Raw genomic sequence first — 20596 nt, forward strand, 5'->3', positions numbered from 1 at the left:
GGTCCTCTGGTCGTCCCTCCGGACGGCCCTCCGGCTCGTCGTCCGCTGCCGCCCCGCCCGGCGGCAGCGCGCTCGCCCAGCCGATCAATTTCGGCCGACTTGCCGCTTATGCGGGACTTTTCGTCCTCGGTGCGGTGATCGGCACGGCGGGCGCGCTCGTCCAAGGGGGCTGGTTCCCCGGCGGGTTGCTGCTCGCGCTGCTCGGAGCCGCCGGGCTCTTCTACGGAGGGGCGCGTGCGATCGGCACCAGAGCGGGGGCGGTGGCGCCGGCGGCGGGCTGGCTCGTCGCCGTCATGCTGCTCACGGCCAGCCGGCCCGAGGGGGACTTCCTCTTCGGCGCGGGACTCGGCTCGTACGCCTTCCTGCTCGGCGGAATGGCGGTCGCTGTGATGTGTGCCACCCTCGGCCGGCGACCGCAACCAGGCGGGCCCGCCGCCCGACTTGGCAAGTGACGTACCACTTCAGCCCGTGTGCCGCACGGGTTTGAAGGCGGTCACAGGATGAGTGCCGACGGCGGCCAGTATGGTGGTGCGCGCCGCCGAGCCTCCCCCAGCCTCTTCGGCCGGGGGGACCCCCACCGCGCGGGGAGCACAAGCGGCGGAGCCAACCGGGAGAACCTGCCTTGAGTCGTGAAACTGACAGTTCGTCCTCCGGGCCCCAGGGGCGCGGTGGAGCCGCATACCCCTCGGGGACGCCGCCGTACGGCTCCCCGGCGCAGGACGGCGCCTCGGACGGCGCGCAGCGGCAGGCCGCCGACGAGCGGCCCGACGAGCCCAAGACCGAGACCACGCTGACCACGCGCATCCGGATCAACATCCCCGGATCGCGGCCCATTCCGCCGGTCGTCATGCGTACGCCCGTCGCGGAGAGCGACCTGAACGCGCGCCCGCAGGACGCGGGGCGCGCCGCGGACGCGGCCGACGCCGGTGACGGCGCGGGGCGTACGGGGTCCGCGAACGGTGCGGGTGGTACCGCGAACGGCGCGGGCGGCCCCGGTTCCGCCGGGACGTCCGCCCGCGGCTCCGTGCCCGGGCCTCCCGGCGCCGGGCCGACGCCCGCCCCCGCCCCCGCTCCTTCTCCCGCTCCGGCGGAGGAGAAGACGAGCGACTGGTTCGCGCCGCGCAAGAGCCCCACGAGCACCAACGGCGGCAACGCTGGCAACGGCGCGAGCGGCGCCGCCGGTTCGGGCGCGGGCGGCTCCGGTTCGGGATCGGGAAGCTCCGGAACGGGTTCCTTCGACGTGTCCGGCGCCGTGGCCTCCGGCCCGCTCGGCACGGGCGCACCGCAGGGCGGCGACCCCCAGCGCGGGGACCTGCCGTACTTCTCCGCGGGCGCCGGGGGCGACGGCGGCCGGGGTCCCTCGGGCCCGACCAGCGGCCCCGCGACCGGTGATGGACCGATGGCGCCGAACCCGGCGGCACCGCCCCGCACGCCCAACCCGGCCGACCCGGCGAACCAGGCCAACCCGGCAGGCCGGGCGAACCCCATGGCCCAGCCGAACTCGGGCGCTCCCGGCAATCCGGGTGGCCCCGGCAATCCGGGTGGCCCCGGCAAGCGCCCCAACCCGGCCGGCCCCGCTGCCCGTTCGGGCCGGGGAGCAGGCACCGGCGCGCCCGTCATGAGCGACGACACCGCCATCCTCACGCCGCAGAAGGCGGGCCCGGTGCACGGCGGCCCCGGCTCCATCCCCGGCGGCCCGAGCGCGCCCACGCCCGGCACGAACGTCTCCGGCGACACCCTGACCAGCGGCATCCCCGTCGTGCCGCCCGCCCAGAACTCACCGTTCGCCGCGGGCCCGCAGGCCGAAGGACCGGTTCCGCACACCCCGCCCAAGCTGCCCGAGCCGGTGCAGCCGAACGTGCCCGTCGCCGCGGCCCCGCCCAAGAAGAAGGGGCGCAACAAGCTCGTTCTCGTGGCCGTCGCCGTGGTCGTCGTGGCCTGCGGGGCTTATGGCGCCGGTCTCTTGATGAACCACGCCGACGTACCGAAGGGCACCACCGCGCTCGGCGTCGACATCGGCGGCGGCACACGCGACGAGGCCGTGAAGAAGCTCGACGCGGCGCTCGACGACCGGGTCACCAAGGACCTGAAGCTGTCGGTCGACGGCGAGGAGATCACGCTCAAGCCGGAGCAGGCGGGCCTGACCCTGGACAGCCAGGCGACCGTCCGCGAGGCGGCGGGCAGCGACTACAACCCCGTGTCGGTGATCGGATCGCTCTTCGGCGGCGCCCGCGTCGCCGAGCCGGTGATGCCGGTGGACGAGGAGAAGCTGGCGGCCGCCCTGGAGCGCGCCGCGGGCGGCTCCGGCTCGGCCCGCGAGGGCTCGGTCAAGTTCGTGCCCGGCAAGGCCGTCGCCGTGTACGGCAAGGCGGGCAAGGGCATCGACGTCGGCGCGTCCACCAAGGCCGTCTCGGAGGGGTACAAGAAGCAGGTCGAGAACGGCAGCGCGGGCACCGTCGACGTCCCCGTCACGACCCGCAAGCCGACCGTCGCGAACGCCGAGGTCGACAAGTTCATGACGCGCTTCGCGAAGCCCGCCATGTCGGCCAACGTCACGATCAAGGCCGGTAACGCGTCGATCCCGTTCGGCCCGGCGAAGTCGCTGCCGAAGGTGCTGGAAACGCAGGTGCTCAAGAACGGCACGCTGCAGCCGCACTACAACCTCGTGGAGCTCAAGAAGCTCTACGGCAACGTCTTCGACGGCATCCTGATCCAGCGCGGCAACGGCGACAAGACGCCCGTCCAGCCGACGGACGTGGCCGCCGCGATGAACAAGGCGCTGCTCGGCAAGACGCCGGCCGAGCGGGTCGGCGTGATCGAGACGAACGCCAGCTGATTCAGGTACGTACGGAAAGGCGGAGGCCGGACGGTTCGTGACTCGAACCGTCCGGCCTTTGCATGGCATGACCGCACGGCATGACATCTGTCATCCCGGACCCGGCACACACGACACTGCCGCCGTAGCCCAGCCCCCGGCGACGATGGGCGCATGACGACGACCGCAGCACCGCCCGTCACCGCGGTGAGCTTCGAGAAGGTGACCAAGAGCTACGGGGACGTCCGCGCGGTGGACTCCCTCACGCTCGATCTCCACCCCGGCGAGACCGTCGCGCTCCTCGGCCCGAACGGCGCGGGCAAGTCGTCCGCGCTCGACCTGCTCCTGGGCCTGCGGTCCCCGGACAGCGGCACCGTGCGGGTCTTCGGCACGAGTCCGCGCGAGGCGATCACCGCGGGCCGGGTCGGCGCGATGCTGCAGAGCGGCGGCCTGATGGCGGAGGTCACCGTCCGCGAACTGGTGCGGCTCGCCTGCGATCTGCACCCCCGGCCCTACCGCGCGGACGACGTACTGGCCGCCGCGGGCCTCACCCAGCTCGCCGACCGCAAGGTCGACAAGCTCTCCGGCGGGCAGGAACAGCGCGTCCGCTTCGCACTCGCGACCGCCGGAGCCAACGACCTGATCGTCCTGGACGAGCCGACCACCGGCATGGACGTCACCGTGCGCCAGGCCTTCTGGGCGACCATGCGCGAGCAGGCGGAGCAGGGCCGCACGGTCCTGTTCGCCACGCACTACCTGGAGGAGGCCGACGCGATCGCGGACCGGGTCCTCGTCCTGCACCGAGGCCGTCTCCTCGCGGACGGCACGGCCGCCGAGATCAAGGCGAAGGCCGGGGCGCGGAAGATCTCGTTCGACCTCCGGGAGCTGGACGCGGAACTCGGCGAGAAGCTCCGCGCGCTGCCGTTCCTCACCGCGGTCGACGTGTCGGGCCGCACCGTACGGCTCCAGTCGACGGACGCCGACGCCACCGTGCACGCGCTGTACGGGCTCGGTCTTTACCCCCGCAACCTCGAAGTCGCGGGGCTCGGCCTGGAGCAGGCCTTCGTGGCGATCACCGCGGCCGAAGAGACCGAAGAGGCCGGGAAGGCCGGGAAGGCCGGGAAGGAGGCGGGGACATGCTGATCAAGCTGGAGATCGTCCGCGCCCTGCGCAACAAGAAGTTCCTGTTCTTCTCGGTGATCTATCCGTCGATGCTCTTCCTGATCATCGCGGGCGGCCAGGACAGCACGGACATGGTCGGCGACACGGGGCTCGCGCTGCCCGCCTTCTTCATGGTGTCGATGGCCTCCTTCGGCGCCCTCACCGCCGTCCTCATGGGCAACAGCGAGCGCATCGCCAAGGAGCGCGAGAGCGGCTGGGTCCGGCAGTTGCGCCTCACCAGCCTGCCGGGGCGCGGCTATGTCATCGCCAAGACCGCCAGCGCCGCCGTGGTCAGCCTGCCGTCGATCGTCGTGGTGTTCGTGGTCGCCGCCGCCGTCAAGGACGTACGCCTGGAGGCCTGGCAGTGGCTGGCCCTGACCGGGGCGATCTGGGCGGGCAGCCTCTGCTTCGCCGCGCTCGGCGTGGCCATCGGCTATCTCGCGACCGGCGACGCCGTACGCCCGATCACGATGATCGTGTACTTCGGGCTCTCGGTGCTCGGCGGCCTGTGGATGCCCACGGCCACTTTCCCCGACTGGCTGAGCTCCGCCGCCACCTGGCTGCCCACCCATGCGTACGCTGCCCTCGGACAGGCCATCGAATTGGGCGACGCCCCGCACGCCAAGGACATCGCGCTCCTCGTCGGGTACTTCGTCCTCTTCGCGGGCGGCGCCGCATGGCTGTACCGGAAGGACACATCGAAGGCGTGAATGACACCGACCGCGCCGAACCCGGCCACCCCCTGAAAAGTTTCGGCCGCCCGGTGGCGGACCGCCGCCAACTGCTCACCAAGTCGCTGTGGATCGGGATCTGGCTGGTCTTCCTCGCCAGTCCGGTGCAGGACCTGCTGGGGGAGGGCCACGGCGACGCGGCCAAGGTGTTCGGCTGGCTGGGCCTCGGGGCCTTCGTGTTCTGCTACCTGACCCTGGTCTTCCGCTACACCTCCAAGGTGTTCGACTGGCGTGTGGTGCACGTGTCGTTCGGGGCGCTGCTCGCGCTCGCCGTCGCCCTCTCGTTCGCCTTCGGCACGCCCTGGCTGGGGCTCTTCGTGTACGTGGCGGTGTCCGCGGGGGCCGTGCTGCCGCTGCGGCACGCGGCGTGGGCCATCCCGGCCGTCACCGGCGTGATGATCCTGATCGGCCTGCGCACCGACAGCGTGGCGGACCTGCTCGGCAGCCTCGCCGTCCTCACCGTCCTGGTCGGCTTCGCGATGACCGGGGTGCGGGAGCTGGTCCGTACGACGATCCAGCTGCGCCAGGCCAGGGCCACCGTCGCCCAACTCGCCGCCAACGAAGAGCGGTTGCGGCTCGCCCGCGATCTGCACGATCTCCTGGGCCACTCGCTCTCCCTGATCACGCTGAAGAGCGAGCTCGCGGGGCGGATGCTCCCGGCCCACCCCGACAAGGCCGCGCAGCAGGTCGCGGACATCGAGCAGGTCAGCCGCCAGGCCCTGGTGGACGTGCGCGAGGCGGTCTCCGGCTACCGCAGGCGCACCCTCGCCGGGGAGCTCGCGGGCGCCCGCACGGCGCTCACCGCCGCCGGTGTCGAGGCGGACGTGCCCCTTGAGGCGCCCGTGGTGCTGCCCGGCGAGGAGGGCGAGACGGCCCTTGCCTGGGCGCTGCGCGAGGCGGTGACCAACGTCGTGCGGCACAGCGGTGCGCGCCGCTGCACGGTGGCGTTCACGTCCCGGCACACCCTGGACGGCCCGGTCGTCGAGCTGTCCGTGGAGGACGACGGCAGGGGCGGCTCCGCCACGGCCCCCGGAAACGGCCTGACGGGCCTGACCGAGCGCGTGGAGGCGGTGGGCGGCGTCCTGGACGTGGGCCCCGGCACCCGGCGCGGCTTCAGGCTCACGGCGCGGGTACCGCTGGGCGAAGGAGACGGCAAGGACAAGGGCGAGGACGCGGAGGACGGGAACGGCGAAACCGCTCCGGGATCTTCGGCTCTAGGATCCTCCGCATGAGTACGAACAGTGGGGACGCCCCCGTCAGAGTGCTCCTCGCCGAGGACCAGTCGATGGTCCGCGAGGCCCTCGCGGCGCTGCTCGGCCTTGAGCCGGACATCGAGGTGGTCGCCCAGGTGGCCCGCGGCGACGAGGTCGTCGCGGCGGCGCGCGAGCACGCGGTGGACGTGGCGCTGCTCGACATCGAGATGCCGGGCCTCACGGGCATCGAGGCGGCGGCCGGACTCCACGCGGAGTTCCCGGAGTTGAAGATCGTCGTCCTGACGACCTTCGGCCGCCCCGGCTATCTCCGCAGCGCCATGGAGGCCGGCGCCGACGCCTTCCTGGTCAAGGACGCGCCCGCGGCCCAGCTCGCCGAGGCGGTCCGCAAGGTCCTCGCGGGGGAGCGGGTCATCGACCCCACGCTCGCGGCGGCGGCACTCGCCGGCGGCGCGAACCCGCTGACCGACCGCGAGCGCGAGGTCCTGCGCGCGGCGGCCGACGGCGCCACCAACGCCGAACTGGCCACCGCCCTGCACCTCTCCGCGGGCACGGTCCGCAACTACCTCTCGACGGCGATCCAGAAGCTGGCCGTCCGCAACCGCGCCGAGGCGGTGAACGTCGCCCGCGACAAGGGCTGGCTCTGAACGACGCTCGCCAAGAACCCCTGAACCACGCTCGCCACGCACTCAGTTCAGCATCGCCCGCGCACCGTGCGCCTCCCGGCGCAGCAGCACCGCCGCCGCCTCGTCGGTGGCGGCCAGGGTGTCGGCGTACGTCTCGATCTCCACGGCACCGGCGAGGAAGTCGCCCCGCTGGACGAGGAGCTGGGCCCGGTCGTAGTGCAGCCGGTCGGAGTGCGCGGGCAGAAGCAGGGAGAGTTCGACCGCCCAGAGCGCGACGTCCGAGCGCTCGGGGCGGGTCGCCGCCCATGCACGGACGTTGTTGAGGATGCGCAGGACGATGTCGAGGGGCCCTGCGGGGTTCAGCATCGACGGCGCGAGCGGGGCGCCGGTGGCCCCCGCTACCATCAACTCCGCGTCCGCACGGGAAAGCACCTGCCCGCCCGCGAAGGGGTTGGCGAGCACCTGCTCGTCACGGGTGCCGAAGCCGACCACGAAATGGCCGGGCAGGGCCACCCCGTGGACGGGCACGCCCGCGCGCCGGGCCACCTCGATCCACACCACCGAGAGCAGGATGGGCAGGCCTCTGCGCCTGCGCAGCACCTCGTGCAGCAGCACGGAGCTCAGGTGCTGGTAGTCGCCGGGCCTGCCCCTGAACCCGTAGCGGGTGCCGAGCAGCTCGGCCAGGGCCAGCGCCAGGGACCGGGGTCCGCGCGGCCGGTCCGAGAGCAGCTCGGTCAGCTGGTCGGCGAGGCGGTCGAGGATGCGCCGTGCCGCACGCATGTCCGTGTCGTCGAGTTCGGGGTCCGCCTCCGCGCCGATCAGCAGGCACAGCTGCGCGAGATCGGGCCGCGCGGACCGTACCTGATCGGCGAAGAGGCGTCGCCGCTCGGGGGATTGGGGGTGCATAGGTCCTTCGTGCCCGGCCCGGCCGATCGATAGCGCTCCGATCTCGTGCCGCGCTGCCGGGTGCGTCGCTCGCTCCGGCGTTCCCGCGCCGGGCCGCGTCGCTCAGGGATGCATCCGGGCGCCCTTGAGGACCTTGTCGACCGCGTTGCGCGGCCCGTGGACGAGCAGCCCCACCAGGTCGAGCTGGTCCGCGGGCACGGCGCGCACCGCCGCCCGGTTGTCCCGGTCGTTGCCGGTGGTGAACAGGTCCGACGTGAACACCGCCCGCGGCAGCGAGCGGGACAGCGCGCGGCCGTGCGCGGCGGTCAGCGTCTCCTTGGAGCCCTCGAAGACCAGTACGGGCTGGCGGATCATGGACAGGTAGGGGGTGCCGTCGGCGTCCTCGTACGGCTCGCCGATCACCTCGGGCGCCGCCGTGCCGAGCCCGCTGACCAGGAACGCCGTCACGTTGAGGCGCTGCCAGGTCTCCAGGTCGTCGCGGAGCAGGACGGCGATCTTCGTGTCGAAGCGGACGGGCGCCTCGCCCGTGATCCCGGCGGTCTGCGCCCCGGCGTTCCCGGGCGCTGCGGTGGCTGTCTCAGCGGTGGTTCTCATGCATCGAGACTGCCGGGCCGCCCGACCGCCCGTCTTGTACGTTTCTTGCATGGTGGCCCGGCAGGAGATCCGCGCATGGCGCCCGCCGGTAGCGGGTGTCGTGGAGGTCTTCCACGCCCGTTTCACCGAGCACGCGTACCCGATGCACGTCCACGACGCGTGGACCCTCCTGATCGTGGACGACGGGGCCGTCCGCTACGACCTGGAGCGCCACGCGCACGGCACACCGGGCGACACCGTCTCGCTGCTCCCGCCGCAGATCCCGCACAACGGCTCGCCCGCCACCCCCGACGGCTTCCGCAAGCGCGTGCTCTACCTGGACATGACCCAGCTCGACGAGAGCTACATCGGCCCCGCGGTGGACGGCCCCGACCTGGTCGACCCCGTCCTGCGCAGACGCGTGGGCCAGCTGCACGCGGCCCTCGCGCACCCCGGCGACGAGCTGGAGGCCGAGAGCCGCCTCGCGCTGATCGGCGAGCGGCTGCGCGGCCACCTGCGCCCCGCGCTCACCCCCGCCGCCCCCGGCCGCACCGGCCGCGGCCTCGCCCACGACCTCCGCGATCTGCTCGACGAGCGGCTCGCCGACGGCCTGACCCTGGACGAGGCCGCACGCCTGGTCCACGCCCATCCCAGCCATCTCGTACGCGCCTTCAGCGGGGCCTTCGGCATCGCCCCGCACCAGTACGTGATGTCCCGCCGCGTCGACCGCGCCCGCAGGCTCCTCCTGGCGGGGCAGCCGGCCGGCGAGGTGGCGACCACCACGGGGTTCTACGACCAGTCGCACCTCACCCGGCACTTCAAGCGGGTCGTGGGCATCGCACCGGGGCGCTACGCCCGTACGGGAGCCGGTGGCCGGGCGGGCCGGGTCAGTTGAGCATCGCCCGGGCGGCCCGCGCCTGGTCCCGCACCCGGTCCGCCGTGGTCGGCTCCACCGCCGTCACCACATCGGCGTACGTCTCCAGCTCCGCGGCGCCCGCGAGGAAGTCCCCGCGCTGAACGAGGAGTTGGGCACGCTCGTAACGCAGCCGGGCCGGATGGGCGGGCAGAAGGAGGGAGAGTTCGACCGCCCAGAGTGCGACGTCCGAGCGCTCGGGTCGGGCCGCGGCCCAGGCGCGGATGTTGTTCAGGATGCGCAGCACGATGTTCAGCGGATCGGTGGGCGTCAGCATCGACGGGGTCACCGTGCCGCCCGACGCCCCCGCGACCAGCTCCTCCGCGTCCTCGCCCGTCAGGATCCGCCCGCCCGCGAACGGGTCGGTGAGCACCTGCTCCTCGCGCGCGCCGAAGCCGACCACGAAGTGGCCGGGCAGCGCGACGCCGTAGACGGGCGCGCCCGCCCGGCGCGCCACCTCGATCCACACCACCGAGAGCAGGATCGGCAGGCCGCGGCGGCGCCGGAGGACCTCGTGGAGGAGGGAGGACTCCAGGCGCTGGTAGTCGGCGGGCGTTCCCATGAACCCGCATTGCGCGCCCAGGAGTTCGGCGAGCGCGGCCGCCCACTCCCGTGCCCCGCCGGGGCGGTAGGGCAGCTGTCCGGCGAGCCGGTCCAGTTCGATCTGCGCCGCGTCGATGTCGTCGTCGCAGACCTCCGGATCCGCCTCCGCGCTCACCAGGAGGCACAGCAGGGACAGGTCGGGCCGCTCGGACCTGGCCTCATCGGCGAACCGCCGCCGGGACGCGGCGGTCCTTGACTCCTCGTGCATGCGTGCCTCGTGCCTTACTTACCGCGCCGACCGGTAGAAGCTACCGAGCCGACGGGTATCGATAGTGGTGGTACGTGTGGTGCGCGGCGAAGCCAAGACCGCCGTACAGCGCCCGCGCACCCTCGTTGCCGTCCTCGACCTGCAGCCAGGCCGCCGAAGCGCCCTCGGCGAGCGCCTGCCGGGACAGCGCCGCCATCACCGCGGTCGCCAGTCCCTGCCTGCGGTGCGCCGGATCCACCTCGACCGCCATGAATCCCGCCCAGCGCCCGTCCACGACGCACCGCCCGATCGCCGCGGGCCCCGCGTCAAAAGAGGACCCGGGCACGGAAGCGAACCACACCGAAGGTCCGCCCGCCAGCACCTGGAGCACATGAGGTCCCGGCACCTTGGACCGGTTGTACCGGCGCAGCCACGCCTCGTCGAATGAGCGTGCAAGACGCACCTGTTCCGCCCCGGCGCCGGGCGCCTCCAGATCGCCGAGCGGCGCGAGAGCACCGACGTGGATCTCCGAGCTCACCTCGCGCTCCCAGCCCCGCTCCGCCAGCTCGGCGCAGAGCAGTTCCTGGGTGCCCTCGGCGCCGGTCGCGGTCTGGATGTACGCGGGCAGCTCCCGCTCCCCGTACCAGCGGCGTACGTACGCCAGGGCCTCGTCGAGGGGCCGTCCCGGATCGCCCGTCGGCAGCACCGAATTGGCCCGCCGGGTGAATCCGGCGGAGGCCCGCAGCTCCCACTCGCCGAGCGCCTCGCTCTCCACGGGCTGCCAGGCACGGGCGGCGACCCTGGCCAGCTCCGCGTAAGACGCCGCGGGGCCGCGCCTGCGGGCCGGGGCCGCGGGGACGACTTTCCCCGCCACCAGGGCGTTCTCCGCGATGCGGACACGCTCACCGTCGCGCCGTGTGATCAGTACCACACCGTCGTCCCACGATGTGAGAACACCCACCGTGTCAGTGAACTTGCCACCCGTTCTCGACCCGTCGTTGAGGCGTCGTACAGACACTCGTTTGCCCACGTCAGCAGGGGTAATGCGGACCTCGAGCCGTCCGCCGGCAGTGAATTCCACAGCTCTGTGCGCCCCTCCTGTTCGGATCATGCCCGGGAACGGAGATACTAGGGGCGGGCATCGACGACGCCGCGCTCCCGCGCGCCAGGCGAGCGGAGCCTGAAGACGGCCCGCCAACGCCCGTATCGAGGAGGAACGACAGCGTGACATACGTCATCGCGCAGCCTTGTGTCGACGTCAAGGACAAGGCGTGCATCGAGGAGTGCCCGGTCGACTGCATTTACGAGGGCTCCCGGTCCTTGTACATCCACCCGGACGAATGCGTCGACTGCGGAGCCTGCGAACCGGTCTGCCCGGTCGAGGCGATCTTCTACGAAGACGACACTCCGGAAGAGTGGAAGGACTACTACAAGGCGAACGTCGAGTTCTTCGACGAGCTCGGCTCGCCCGGTGGTGCCAGCAAGCTCGGCCTGATCGAGCGCGACCACGCCTTCATCGCCGCATTGCCGCCGCAGAACCAGTAACGGCAGCTTGAAGCGCCGCCCCGGTCCCGTACGGCACATGTCGCTGTACGGGGCCGAGGCATTTGTCCATACAGGCAGTACGTACATGCAGTACGGGAGTCAGCACGTGTCCGCAGTCTCAGGTCTTTCCGGCCGCCTTCCCACCTTCCCCTGGGACAAGCTCGAGCCCTACAAGGCGACGGCAGCCGCCCACCCCGGCGGCATCGTCGACCTGTCGGTGGGCACCCCGGTCGACCCGGTGCCGGAGCTGATCCAGAAAGCGCTGATCGCGGCGGCGGACTCACCGGGCTACCCCACGGTCTGGGGCACCCCCGAGCTGCGCGACGCGATCACCGGCTGGTGCGAGCGGCGCCTGGGCGCACGCGGCGTCACGCACCGCAACGTCCTTCCGATCGTGGGCTCCAAGGAACTGGTGGCCTGGCTCCCGACCCAGCTGGGCCTGGGCCCCGGCGACGTCGTCGCCTACCCGCGCCTCGCCTACCCGACGTACGAGGTGGGCGCGCGGCTGGCCCGCGCCGAGTACGTCGCGTACGACGACCCGACCGACCTGGACCCGACCGGCCTCAAGCTGCTCTGGCTCAACTCGCCCTCGAACCCCACCGGTCGCGTCCTGTCCAAGGACGAGCTGACCCGCACGGTCGCCTGGGCGCGCGAGCACGGCGTGCTCCTCGTGAGCGATGAGTGCTACCTGGAACTGGGCTGGGAGGCGGAGCCGGTCTCGGTCCTCCATCCGGACGTGTGCGGTGGTTCGTACGAGGGAATCGTCGCCGTCCATTCGCTCTCCAAGCGGTCGAACCTCGCGGGCTACCGCGCCGCGTTCCTCGCCGGTGACGCGGACGTCCTCGGCGAGCTGCTGCAGATCCGCAAGCACGGCGGCATGATGACGTCCGCGCCGACGCAGGCGGCGGTCGTCGCGGCGCTCGGCGACGACACGCACGTGCGCGAGCAGCGCGAGCGGTACCTCGCCCGGCGCACCGCCCTGCGCGACGCCCTGCTGGGCCGCGGCTTCCGCATCGAGCACAGCGAGGCGAGCCTCTACCTCTGGGCGACCCGCGACGAGTCCTGCTGGGAGACGGTCGGGCACCTCGCGGGCCTCGGCATCCTCGTGGCGCCCGGTGACTTCTACGGCCCCGCGGGCGACCGCTTCGTGCGCGTCGCCCTGACCGCGACGGACGAGCGCGTGGCCGCAGCGGTCGAGCGGCTCGCCTGAGCCGCGGCTGATACGCCGGAAGGGCCCGGAGCCAGTGGCTCCGGGCCCTTCCGGGTGTGCGGCGGTCAGCCGAGCGGCAGGCTCTTGACCGGCAGCTGGTCGGTCGGCAGGCCGCCCTTGGTGACGGAGTCCGTCGGCAGGCCCTTGCCGACGGTGTCGGTGGGCAGGCCGCCCTTGGTGGCCGTGTCCGTGGTCTCGCCGACCGCGTCACCGGCGTTGCCCGCGAGGTCGCCCGCGGCCTTCTGCGCCACGGGGGTCGTGGTCTTGGCGCCCGTGCCGACGACCTTGCCCGCGGCCGGGACGCCCTTCTTCACTGCCTTGCTGCCGGTCTCACCCGCGAGACCGGTGGCGCTGCGGGAGGCGCCGTCGACGGTGTTGCCCAGACCTGCGGTGTCCAGGGAGCTCACACCGCCGAGGTCGGGGGAGGCCGGAAGCTCGGCGGCGCTTGCGGAGCTGGCCGCACCGACCACGGGAGCCGCCCCCGCTGCGATGAGCAGCGCGGCACGGGCGATCCGGCGGGTCAGGGGGAGGGACATGATGCTCCTTCAGACGGGAGAGAACGTTGGTGTGCCCGGGCCGGATGGGGTCCGGCGCCTCGGACGCAGTGACTACCGCTCGAAGCCCTCGAAGGTTGCGGTGGGCGAACGTAAAGAATTAGTAATGCATCGCATAATCTTCTGTGGATAAAAACGGGCAAAAGGCTTGCCGCAACGGGGTCTGCTGAATCGTCAATGCCCTGTGTTCGCAAGGGCTTTGGCATGTACGGGGTGGCGTGCGCGAAAGCCCGGGCGGCAGGTCGCCCCTGAGTGATCAGCGTGGCTCGATCAGGTGATGCGCCGCACTAATGACCAACGACAATTCGGACCTGGTCCGTGCCGCTCCCGGGGTCGCCGGGCCGCCCGCCGGAGCTCTTTTTGTCCGCCTTGGCCGGGTCGCCGATTTTGCGCCACTCCTTGCCGGCGTCGGCGGTGCCCCACTCCCGGCCGCCGTACGAGACACGCTCGATGCCCAGCGCGGACGCCCTGGCCACCGCCCAGTGCGCGAGCTCCCAGCCCCGCTGCCCGGCCCCGCCCTCCGCGCCGCCCGCCGGAGCGTCCACCGGCACGGTGACCGTGCCGCCGGGGCCGCCCTTCGGCGCCACGTCGCGGCCGAAGTCGCGGATCAGCGCCGCCCGCACCTTCGCCGGGTCGCCAGGCTCCTCGGCCGTGCGGCCCTCGCAGGTGAGGGTGGCGGGGGAGCGGCCGGTCAGCGCGGCGGCGAGCAGTGCGGCGTCCGGCTCGTGCTTCGCGTACGCCTGGGGGAAGCCGCTGCGCTGCACGCGCTGGGCGGCGACGGTCAGGGGCAGGCGCGAATAGCCGGGGACGTCTTCGAGATGGGCGTAGAAACGCGCCGCCGAGTACGCCGGGTCCATGATCTGCCGCGCGTTCCCCCAGCCCTGCGAAGGGCGCTGCTGGAAGAGGCCGAGCGAGTCCCGGTCGCCGTGGCTGATGTTGCGCAGGCCCGACTCCTGAAGGGCGGTCGCCAGGGCGATCGTGATCGCCCGCTCCGGCATGCCGCGTGACGTGCCCACGGCGGTGACCGTCGCCGCGTTCTCCGCCTGGTCCGCGCCGAATTCGTACGACGCCCCGTCGCCGTTGGCCGAGACGACCTTGCAGCGCGGATCGGCCTTGCCCCCGAAGACGTACTGCACCACCACATAACCCGCGAGCGCGACAAGGACCGCGACGGCGGCCCCGATGCGCAGGAGGCGGCCGCGCCGGACGAGGATGGGGGGCTGCTCAGGCACGCGACCAAGGTACTGGAGGCCACCGACACGGCGGTGCGGCCAGGGGCGTTAGGGTCGAAACCATGGCTCAGACCTCACACGACGCTCCGCTCGACCTCACGCTCGACGCCGCCGCGCTCACCGCCCGGCTGGTCGACTTCCCGTCGCCGAGCGGCGAGGAGAAAGCACTCGCGGACGCCATCGAGACGGCCCTGCGCCGCCTGCCGCACCTCACGGTCGACCGGCACGGCAACAACGTGGTGGCGCGCACGAACCTGGGCCGGGCCGAGCGCGTGATCCTCGCCGGGCACATCGACACGGTCCCGATCGCGGACAACGTGCCGTCCCGCCTGGACGAGGACGGCATCCTGTGGGGCTGCGGAACCTGCGACATGAAGTCGGGCGTCGCCGTCCAGCTGCGCATCGCGCAGACCGTGACCGAGCCGAACCGCGACCTCACCTTCGTCTTCTACGACAACGAAGAGGTCGCCGCCCATCTGAACGGCCTCGGCCATGTCGCCGAGGCGCACCCCGACTGGCTCGCGGGCGACTTCGCGATCCTCCTGGAGCCGACCGACAACCAGGTCGAGGGCGGCTGCCAGGGCACGCTGCGGGTCCTGTTGAAGACGAAGGGCACGCGCGCGCACTCCGCGCGCGCGTGGATGGGCTCGAACGCCATCCACAAGGCCGCGCCGATCCTGGAGAAGCTCGCCGCCTACGAGCCGCGCACACCGGTGGTCGACGGCCTGCGCTTCCACGAGGGCCTCAACGCCGTACGCGTCGAGGGCGGCGTCGCCACCAACGTCATCCCCGACGAGTGCACCGTCGTCGTGAACTTCCGCTACGCGCCGGACCGCACCGAGGAGGAGGCGGAGGCCTTCGTGCGCGACTACTTCGCCGACTGCGAGATCGACGAGTTCGTCGTCGACGACCACACGGGCGGCGCGCGCCCCGGCCTGAACCACCCGGCCGCCGCGGCCTTCATGGCGGCGGTCGGCGGCGAGGCGAAGCCCAAGTTCGGCTGGACGGACGTCTCGCGCTTCAGCGCGCTCGGCGTGCCCGCCGTGAACTACAGCCCGGGCAACCCGCTGCTCGCCCACAAGGTCGACGAGCGCGTGCGGGCGTCGCTGATCCCGGAGGCCGAGAAGCGGCTGAGCGCCTGGCTGACATCCTGAGTTCTGTTAAGGGTGCGCCGCCTGTAACACCCGTAGACCTACGCTGAAGTGGCACGTCGAGCAAGACCTCAGCGGAAGGGGATGTTCATGGGAAGTCCAGAAGGGCAGGGCCCGCGGGACGAGCAGCACTTGGGGCCCGTGGTGCGGCGGCGGGAGCAGATCACCCCGGGCACCACCGACCAGCGCCTCCTCGACACCGACGCGGAGGGCGAGTCGGAGTGGGTGCACACCGACCCCTGGCGGGTCATGCGCATCCAGTCCGAGTTCGTGGAGGGCTTCGGCGCGCTCGCGGAACTCCCCAGCGCCATCAGCGTCTTCGGCTCGGCCCGTACGCCGGTCGGCTCGCCCGAGTACGAGGCGGGCGTCCGCATCGGCAAGGCGCTGGTCGACGCGGGCTTCGCCGTGATCACCGGGGGCGGCCCCGGCGCCATGGAGGCGGCCAACAGGGGGGCGCGGGAGGCCAAGGGCGTCTCCGTGGGCCTCGGCATCGAGCTGCCCTTCGAGCAGGGCCTCAACGACCACGTCGACATCGGCGTGAACTTCCGCTACTTCTTCGTGCGGAAGACCATGTTCGTGAAGTACGCCCAGGGCTTCGTGGTCCTGCCCGGCGGCCTCGGCACCCTGGACGAACTCTTCGAGGCCCTCACCCTCGTCCAGACCCGCAAGGTGACCCGCTTCCCGATCGTCCTCTTCGGGTCGCAGTACTGGGGCGGCCTCGTCGACTGGCTCCGCGACACGGTGATCGCGGGCGGCAAGGCCTCGGAGCACGATCTACACCTCTTCCACGTCACGGACGACGTGGACGAAGCGGTCGCCCTGGTCACCAAGGAAGTGGGCCGCTAGCGGGCCGGGTCTCCCGCCGGGCGCGGCCTCTTCTGCGCCCGCCCGGCGGTCGTCACCGGCCCTACGCCAGCCCGCGCCGTGCCACGGCCGGGTCCCGGTGCCCGGCGATGGTCGCGACCATGTCGACCACCTGGCGCGTCTCGGCGACCTCGTGCACCCGGTACACCTGCGCCCCCAGCCACGCCGACACCGCGGTCGTGGCCAGCGTGCCCACCACGCGCTCCTTGACCGGCTTGTCGAGCGTCTCCCCGACGAAGTCCTTGTTGGACAGCGACACCAGGACGGGCCACCCCGTGTCGACCATCTCCCCGAGCCGCCGCGTCGCCTCCAGGGAGTGCCGCGTGTTCTTGCCGAAGTCGTGGCCGGGGTCGATCATCACGGACTCGCGCGGCACCCCGAGGGAGACCGCACGCTCGGCCAGGCCCACGGTGACCGAGAGGATGTCGTCCATGACGTCGTCGTACGTCACCCGATGCGGGCGGGTCCGCGGCTCGGCGCCCCCGGCGTGCGTGCACACCAGCCCCACGCCGTAGCGCGCGGCGACCTCCGCGAGCCGGGGGTCGACACCGCCCCATGCGTCGTTCAGGAGATCGGCGCCCGCCTCGCAGACTGCCTCGCCGACCTCGTGCCGCCAGGTGTCGACGCTGATCACGACGTCCGGGAACCGCTTGCGCACATCGGCGACGAAGCCGACCGTCCGCCGCGCCTCCTCCTCGGCCGTGACTTCCTCGCCCGGACCGGCCTTGACCCCGCCGATGTCGATGATGGCGGCGCCCTCCGCCACCGCCTGCTCGACGCGGGCGAGCGCGGGTTCGTCGCGGAACGTGGCGCCCTGGTCGTAGAAGGAGTCAGGGGTCCGGTTCACGATCGCCATGATCACCGGCTCGTGCGCGTCGAATTCACGCCTGCCAAGCCTGAGCATCCCCTGTGAGCCTCCTCTGTCGGTGCCGTCCTTCGGCCGCCTGCGACCTTAACTGTCACAGGCTCATGGCACGATCAGACTCTGACAGTTTGAGCACGGCAGTCGAGCGTGGGGGCCTGAAGAGATGGTCTTGTTCTTGTTCCTGGTCATCGCCCTCGTCGTGGTGGTCGGCGCGGTGACGCTGGCCGTGGTCGGCGGCGGTGAGCGCGCCGTGCTGCCCGACGTGGCGGCCGAGCGGTTCACCGACCCGCTGCCCCCCGACCGCGCCCTGCGCCGCGCGGACGTGGAAGAGCTGCGCTTCCCGCTGACCCTGCGGGGCTACCGCATGGCGGACGTGGACGACGCCCTCGGCCGTCTCGCCGCCGAACTGGCCGAGCGTGACGCCCACATCGCGGAGCTGGAGGCGGCGCTCGCCGGCGCCCAGGCCACCGCGGTCGGCGGCCCCGGCCTCCTCAAGACGCACGCCCCGGCGTCGCTCACCGAGGACCAAGAAGACCGGGTCGACCCGAAGAACTCCCCGAAGGATGCCGTCGAAGAGGAGAACGACCGGTGAGCGGCGACGCGCTTGCGGGCCCGGACGGCAGACTGCGCTGCCCCTGGGGCCTCTCGACCGAGGACTACGTGGCGTACCACGACGAGGAGTGGGGCCGCCCGGTCCACGGGGACGACGCCCTGTACGAACGGCTCTGCCTGGAGGCCTTCCAGTCGGGCCTCTCCTGGATCACGATCCTGCGCCGCCGCGAGGGCTTCCGCGCCGCCTTCGCCGGGTTCAAGATCGATGAGGTCGCCCGGTTCACGGACGCCGACCGCGAGCGGCTCCTCGCCGACCCCGGCATCATCCGCAACCGCGCCAAGGTCGACGCCACCCTCGCCAACGCGCGCGTGCTCGCCGGCTGGGCCGACGGCGAACTGGACGAGCTGATCTGGTCGTACGCACCGGACCCCGCTTCCCGCAAGGCCCCGGCCGCCCTGGCCGACGTACCGGCGATCACGCCCGAGTCCACGGCCCTGTCCAAGGACCTGAAGAAGCGCGGCATCCGGTTCGTCGGCCCCACCACGGCGTACGCCCTGATGCAGGCCTGCGGCCTGGTGAACGACCACCTGGAGGACTGCGTGATCCGCGTCCCCGCGGGTCGCCCCTAGGGGCTCAGCGGCCCAGGTACTTCGGCTTCGCCTTGTCCAGGAACGCCTGGACGGCGATCGCGTGGTCCTCGGAGGCGCCCGCCTTGGTCTGGAGTTTGTCCTCCTTCTCCAGGGTCTCCTCCAGGGTGTGGCCCGCCGCGTAGGCGAGCGACTCCTTGAGGGCGCCGTACGCGAGGGTCGGGCCCTCGGCCAGGGTGCGGGCCAGTTCCTTGGCCTCGGCGGCCAAGTCGGCCTCGGGGACGACCCTGTTGGCGATGCCCAGGTCGTACGCCTCCTGTGCGCCGATGTTGCGCGGGAAGAGCAGGAGATCGGCGGCGCGGCCGGGCCCGATCAGGCGCGGCAGGGTCCAGGAGACGCCCGAGTCGGCGGTCAGCGCGACCCCGGCGAAGGACGTGTTGAAACGCGCGGTGTCCGCGACGATCCGGTAGTCGGCGGCGAGGGCGAAGCCGAGGCCCGCACCGGCCGCGACGCCGTTGACGCCCGCGACGACCGGCTTGGCCATGCCGGTGAGCGCGCGCAGCACGGGGTTGTAGTGCTCGCGCACCGTGCTCATGGTCTGTCCGGTGCCCGCCTCGCGGTCCGCCATGAGGGAGCCGACGTGTTCCTTCAGGTCCTGCCCGACGCAGAAGGCGCGGCCGGTCGCGGTGAGCAGTACGGCACGGACCGCGGGGTCCGACCCGGCCGACTGCACCGCCTCGCGCAGGGCGACCTTGGCCTCCGTGTTCATCGCGTTCATCGCCTCGGGGCGGTTCAGCGTGATGGTCGCGAGCCCGTCGCTCACCTCGTAGAGCACGGTGTCGGCCATGGTGAATCCCCTCCAGTGGTCCTGCGGCGGTCATCTTTGTCCGAGCACAGCATGACGGAGATCATCGGGCTCCGACATGAGGGGAGATATGTGACCTGCGTCAAAGAATTCCCGGCCCCGGAGGCGTAAGAGGCGGCGAAGTATCGCAGCCACATCGCCGAATTGAGTGGTTTTGCGGGCGCGCGTTGCGCAAGCGATGCAGACCGATGTTGGTCATCGGGTCCTGCCATGCGGGATAATGGCCTGGAAGCAATGTGTTCGATGCCGGTGACACCTGGGTTGTCGGCTGCGATGAGCTGGTTTCAGGAAGGGGAACGAGCATGGCGGCCATGAAGCCGCGGACGGGCGACGGCCCGCTCGAGGTGACCAAGGAGGGGCGGGGCATCATCATGCGCGTTCCGCTCGAAGGCGGCGGACGACTTGTCGTCGAACTGACTCCGGACGAGGCCGATGCACTCGGCGACGCCCTGAAGAAGGTCGTCAGCTGACGCGGAAGCGCCCACACTTTTTCACTGCCCCGGCCTCGCCAGACGAGCCGGGGCAGTGCTATGTCCGAGGTCGGCAGGAGCGCCCCGAAGGGGCGCGGGGAACTGCGCGCTCAGCCACGACCGGCCCGCAGATGTGAGTGTTGCCCGACCCGCGGAGTCGTCAGCGTTTGACGGCGCAGAGCAACCCGTCGCCCACCGGGAGCAGCGCCGGCATCAGGTCCTGGCTCTCCCGCACCGCGCGCAGCAGCTCGCGGACGTGCAGCACCTCCGTGGGCTGCGGGCCGGAGTCCACGGTCCGGCCGTCGGAGAAGGCGCCCTCGAAGCAGACGAGCCCGCCGGGCCGCAGCAGGCGCAACGATTCAGCGAGGTAGTCGAGGTACTCCGTGCGGTCGCCGTCACAGAAGACGAGGTCGTAGCCGCCGTCGGCGAGCCGGGGCAGTACGTCCAGTGCGCGGCCGGGGATGAACCGCGCGCGGTTGCCGGCGAACCCGGCGGCGCGGAAGGCCTCCCTGGCGAACTGCTGGCGGTCGGGCTCGGGGTCGACCGTGGTCAGGACGCCGTCGGGCCGCATTCCGTGCAGGAGGTGGAGCCCGGACACGCCCGTGCCCGTTCCGATCTCGGCGACGGCCTTGGCGTCCGCCGTGGCGGCCAGCATGCGCAGTGCGGCACCGGTACCGGGAGACACCGAGGGCAGGCCCGCGTCCCTGGCCCGGTCACGGGCCCAGCGCGCTGCTTCGTCCTCGGCGACAAAGGCGTCGGCGAACGCCCAGCTCGTCTGCCGGTTGCCGGTAATGGCCCTCTCCTGTCCCCGCGGGTGCCTGGCCGTGACTGTATCCGTAAGGGGCGGGAACCCGCAGATGGGACCGGGCGTTTAGTAGGGGTGAGCGGACGCCGGGGGTAACGAATGGATCAAGACTGGCGGCGGGCCCTTCGACCAGGCAGGACACCTGGCAGGAAGCCCGTACCAAATTCCA

General features: G+C 72.1%; 23 protein-coding genes. 14 read left to right on the forward strand and 9 right to left on the reverse strand.

Features of this window, described 5'->3' with window-relative positions; translation table 11 throughout:
* The first annotated feature begins 83 nt into the window (after positions 1–83).
* The 6 genes from ABZ906_RS25365 (at position 84) to ABZ906_RS25390 (ending at position 6565) form a co-directional block, all read left to right on the forward strand.
* Positions 84–452: a DUF6113 family protein gene (locus tag ABZ906_RS25365; RefSeq protein ID WP_361386785.1), complete on the forward strand. Its 369-nt coding sequence runs from the start codon at positions 84–86 to the stop codon at positions 450–452.
* A 170-nt stretch (positions 453–622) separates the two neighbouring features.
* The gene (locus ABZ906_RS25370; protein ID WP_361386229.1) at positions 623–2836 is read left to right on the forward strand and encodes a hypothetical protein; all 2214 of its coding nucleotides are present in this window, start codon (positions 623–625) and stop codon (positions 2834–2836) included.
* Between the two features lie 153 nt (positions 2837–2989).
* Positions 2990–3958 (forward strand): ABC transporter ATP-binding protein, encoded by a 969-nt coding sequence (locus tag ABZ906_RS25375; RefSeq protein ID WP_361386232.1) that lies wholly within the window; start codon positions 2990–2992, stop codon positions 3956–3958.
* Complete coding sequence (locus ABZ906_RS25380) at positions 3952–4686, forward strand: ABC transporter permease (protein ID WP_361181754.1); 735 nt, start codon at positions 3952–3954, stop codon at positions 4684–4686. Before ABZ906_RS25375 ends, ABZ906_RS25380 begins: the two co-directional genes overlap by 7 nt.
* 32 nt (positions 4687–4718) lie before the next feature.
* The gene (locus tag ABZ906_RS25385; protein WP_361386788.1) at positions 4719–5939 is read left to right on the forward strand and encodes a sensor histidine kinase; all 1221 of its coding nucleotides are present in this window, start codon (positions 4719–4721) and stop codon (positions 5937–5939) included.
* On the forward strand, positions 5936–6565 hold the full coding sequence (locus tag ABZ906_RS25390; RefSeq protein WP_361386235.1) for a response regulator transcription factor: 630 nt from the start codon (positions 5936–5938) through the stop codon (positions 6563–6565). The genes ABZ906_RS25385 and ABZ906_RS25390 overlap by 4 nt, the downstream gene beginning before the upstream one ends.
* A gap of 42 nt (positions 6566–6607) precedes the next feature.
* Here the strand turns inward: ABZ906_RS25390 and ABZ906_RS25395 are convergent, their stop codons facing one another.
* Together ABZ906_RS25395 and ABZ906_RS25400 are read right to left on the reverse strand one after the other, a co-directional pair.
* A complete protein-coding gene (locus ABZ906_RS25395) occupies positions 6608–7450 on the reverse strand; it encodes a transglutaminase-like domain-containing protein (protein ID WP_361386238.1) in 843 nt (280 codons plus the stop codon).
* Positions 7451–7552: 102 nt separating this feature from the next.
* Entirely contained in the window at positions 7553–8044 is a 492-nt protein-coding gene (locus ABZ906_RS25400; protein ID WP_361386241.1) for a DUF2000 domain-containing protein, read from the reverse strand.
* Between the two features lie 49 nt (positions 8045–8093).
* Between ABZ906_RS25400 and ABZ906_RS25405 the strand changes: the two genes are divergently transcribed.
* Positions 8094–8918, forward strand: a complete 825-nt coding sequence (locus ABZ906_RS25405) for an AraC family transcriptional regulator (RefSeq protein WP_361181749.1) — start codon at positions 8094–8096, stop codon at positions 8916–8918.
* On the opposite strand, the gene ABZ906_RS25410 is transcribed toward ABZ906_RS25405, so the two are convergent.
* Together ABZ906_RS25410 and ABZ906_RS25415 are read right to left on the reverse strand one after the other, a co-directional pair.
* Positions 8911–9747, reverse strand: a complete 837-nt coding sequence (locus ABZ906_RS25410) for a transglutaminase-like domain-containing protein (protein WP_361386245.1) — start codon at positions 9745–9747, stop codon at positions 8911–8913. The two genes, ABZ906_RS25405 and ABZ906_RS25410, sit on opposite strands and share 8 nt — an antisense overlap.
* 40 nt (positions 9748–9787) lie before the next feature.
* Positions 9788–10807 carry a GNAT family N-acetyltransferase gene (locus tag ABZ906_RS25415; RefSeq protein WP_361181746.1) on the reverse strand — a complete coding sequence of 340 codons (1020 nt, stop codon included), beginning with the start codon at positions 10805–10807 and terminating at the stop codon, positions 9788–9790.
* Between the two features lie 143 nt (positions 10808–10950).
* On the opposite strand from ABZ906_RS25415, the gene fdxA reads away from it, so the two are divergent.
* Positions 10951–11271 carry a ferredoxin gene (gene fdxA, locus ABZ906_RS25420; RefSeq protein WP_030573070.1) on the forward strand — a complete coding sequence of 107 codons (321 nt, stop codon included), beginning with the start codon at positions 10951–10953 and terminating at the stop codon, positions 11269–11271.
* 106 nt (positions 11272–11377) lie between these two features.
* Complete coding sequence (locus ABZ906_RS25425) at positions 11378–12481, forward strand: bifunctional succinyldiaminopimelate transaminase/glutamate-prephenate aminotransferase (RefSeq protein WP_361386248.1); 1104 nt, start codon at positions 11378–11380, stop codon at positions 12479–12481.
* 65 nt (positions 12482–12546) lie between these two features.
* On the opposite strand, the gene ABZ906_RS25430 is transcribed toward ABZ906_RS25425, so the two are convergent.
* Both ABZ906_RS25430 and ABZ906_RS25435 read right to left on the reverse strand, forming a co-directional pair.
* Positions 12547–13017 carry an ATP-binding protein gene (locus ABZ906_RS25430; RefSeq protein WP_361386251.1) on the reverse strand — a complete coding sequence of 157 codons (471 nt, stop codon included), beginning with the start codon at positions 13015–13017 and terminating at the stop codon, positions 12547–12549.
* A 305-nt stretch (positions 13018–13322) separates the two neighbouring features.
* Positions 13323–14249, reverse strand: coding sequence for a heavy metal transporter (locus ABZ906_RS25435; protein WP_361386791.1), 927 nt, complete (start codon positions 14247–14249; stop codon positions 13323–13325).
* Positions 14250–14329: 80 nt separating this feature from the next.
* On the opposite strand from ABZ906_RS25435, the gene dapE reads away from it, so the two are divergent.
* Together dapE and ABZ906_RS25445 are read left to right on the forward strand one after the other, a co-directional pair.
* Positions 14330–15421 (forward strand): succinyl-diaminopimelate desuccinylase, encoded by a 1092-nt coding sequence (gene dapE / locus ABZ906_RS25440; RefSeq protein ID WP_361386254.1) that lies wholly within the window; start codon positions 14330–14332, stop codon positions 15419–15421.
* Between the two features lie 87 nt (positions 15422–15508).
* On the forward strand, positions 15509–16264 hold the full coding sequence (locus ABZ906_RS25445; RefSeq protein ID WP_361181739.1) for a TIGR00730 family Rossman fold protein: 756 nt from the start codon (positions 15509–15511) through the stop codon (positions 16262–16264).
* Between the two features lie 61 nt (positions 16265–16325).
* Here ABZ906_RS25445 and folP read toward each other — a convergent pair whose 3' ends face one another.
* A complete protein-coding gene (gene folP / locus ABZ906_RS25450; protein ID WP_361386257.1) occupies positions 16326–17186 on the reverse strand; it encodes a dihydropteroate synthase in 861 nt (286 codons plus the stop codon).
* Positions 17187–17310: 124 nt separating this feature from the next.
* Here folP and ABZ906_RS25455 point away from each other — a divergent pair, with 124 nt between their 5' ends.
* Together ABZ906_RS25455 and ABZ906_RS25460 are read left to right on the forward strand one after the other, a co-directional pair.
* Positions 17311–17739 carry a DivIVA domain-containing protein gene (locus ABZ906_RS25455; RefSeq protein WP_361181736.1) on the forward strand — a complete coding sequence of 143 codons (429 nt, stop codon included), beginning with the start codon at positions 17311–17313 and terminating at the stop codon, positions 17737–17739.
* On the forward strand, positions 17736–18329 hold the full coding sequence (locus ABZ906_RS25460) for a DNA-3-methyladenine glycosylase I (RefSeq protein WP_361386260.1): 594 nt from the start codon (positions 17736–17738) through the stop codon (positions 18327–18329). Before ABZ906_RS25455 ends, ABZ906_RS25460 begins: the two co-directional genes overlap by 4 nt.
* A 4-nt stretch (positions 18330–18333) precedes the next feature.
* Here ABZ906_RS25460 and ABZ906_RS25465 read toward each other — a convergent pair whose 3' ends face one another.
* Positions 18334–19134, reverse strand: a complete 801-nt coding sequence (locus ABZ906_RS25465) for an enoyl-CoA hydratase-related protein (protein WP_361386263.1) — start codon at positions 19132–19134, stop codon at positions 18334–18336.
* A gap of 320 nt (positions 19135–19454) precedes the next feature.
* Here ABZ906_RS25465 and ABZ906_RS25470 point away from each other — a divergent pair, with 320 nt between their 5' ends.
* On the forward strand, positions 19455–19622 hold the full coding sequence (locus ABZ906_RS25470) for a DUF3117 domain-containing protein (protein WP_361181733.1): 168 nt from the start codon (positions 19455–19457) through the stop codon (positions 19620–19622).
* Positions 19623–19782: 160 nt separating this feature from the next.
* Here ABZ906_RS25470 and ABZ906_RS25475 read toward each other — a convergent pair whose 3' ends face one another.
* Positions 19783–20481, reverse strand: coding sequence for an O-methyltransferase (locus tag ABZ906_RS25475; RefSeq protein WP_361182469.1), 699 nt, complete (start codon positions 20479–20481; stop codon positions 19783–19785).
* Between the last annotated feature and the right edge of the window lie 115 nt (positions 20482–20596).

Origin of the sequence: Streptomyces sp. NPDC046925, assembly GCF_040644915.1 — a bacterium.
In the GTDB taxonomy this organism is placed as follows: Bacteria; Actinomycetota; Actinomycetes; order Streptomycetales; family Streptomycetaceae; genus Streptomyces.

What these genes read in the sequence shown, in the direction of transcription:
- ABZ906_RS25375 (WP_361386232.1), top strand. Translation starts at nt 2,990, where the DNA reads ATGACGACGACCGCAGCACCGCCCGTCACCGCGGTGAGCTTCGAGAAG.
- ABZ906_RS25380 (WP_361181754.1), top strand. Translation starts at nt 3,952, where the DNA reads ATGCTGATCAAGCTGGAGATCGTCCGCGCCCTGCGCAACAAGAAGTTC.
- ABZ906_RS25390 (WP_361386235.1), top strand. Translation starts at nt 5,936, where the DNA reads ATGAGTACGAACAGTGGGGACGCCCCCGTCAGAGTGCTCCTCGCCGAG.
- ABZ906_RS25395 (WP_361386238.1), bottom strand. Translation starts at nt 7,450, where the DNA reads ATGCACCCCCAATCCCCCGAGCGGCGACGCCTCTTCGCCGATCAGGTA.
- ABZ906_RS25400 (WP_361386241.1), bottom strand. Translation starts at nt 8,044, where the DNA reads ATGAGAACCACCGCTGAGACAGCCACCGCAGCGCCCGGGAACGCCGGG.
- ABZ906_RS25405 (WP_361181749.1), top strand. Translation starts at nt 8,094, where the DNA reads ATGGTGGCCCGGCAGGAGATCCGCGCATGGCGCCCGCCGGTAGCGGGT.
- ABZ906_RS25410 (WP_361386245.1), bottom strand. Translation starts at nt 9,747, where the DNA reads ATGCACGAGGAGTCAAGGACCGCCGCGTCCCGGCGGCGGTTCGCCGAT.
- ABZ906_RS25430 (WP_361386251.1), bottom strand. Translation starts at nt 13,017, where the DNA reads ATGTCCCTCCCCCTGACCCGCCGGATCGCCCGTGCCGCGCTGCTCATC.
- dapE (WP_361386254.1), top strand. Translation starts at nt 14,330, where the DNA reads ATGGCTCAGACCTCACACGACGCTCCGCTCGACCTCACGCTCGACGCC.
- ABZ906_RS25445 (WP_361181739.1), top strand. Translation starts at nt 15,509, where the DNA reads ATGGGAAGTCCAGAAGGGCAGGGCCCGCGGGACGAGCAGCACTTGGGG.
- folP (WP_361386257.1), bottom strand. Translation starts at nt 17,186, where the DNA reads ATGCTCAGGCTTGGCAGGCGTGAATTCGACGCGCACGAGCCGGTGATC.
- ABZ906_RS25455 (WP_361181736.1), top strand. Translation starts at nt 17,311, where the DNA reads ATGGTCTTGTTCTTGTTCCTGGTCATCGCCCTCGTCGTGGTGGTCGGC.
- ABZ906_RS25465 (WP_361386263.1), bottom strand. Translation starts at nt 19,134, where the DNA reads ATGGCCGACACCGTGCTCTACGAGGTGAGCGACGGGCTCGCGACCATC.
- ABZ906_RS25470 (WP_361181733.1), top strand. Translation starts at nt 19,455, where the DNA reads ATGGCGGCCATGAAGCCGCGGACGGGCGACGGCCCGCTCGAGGTGACC.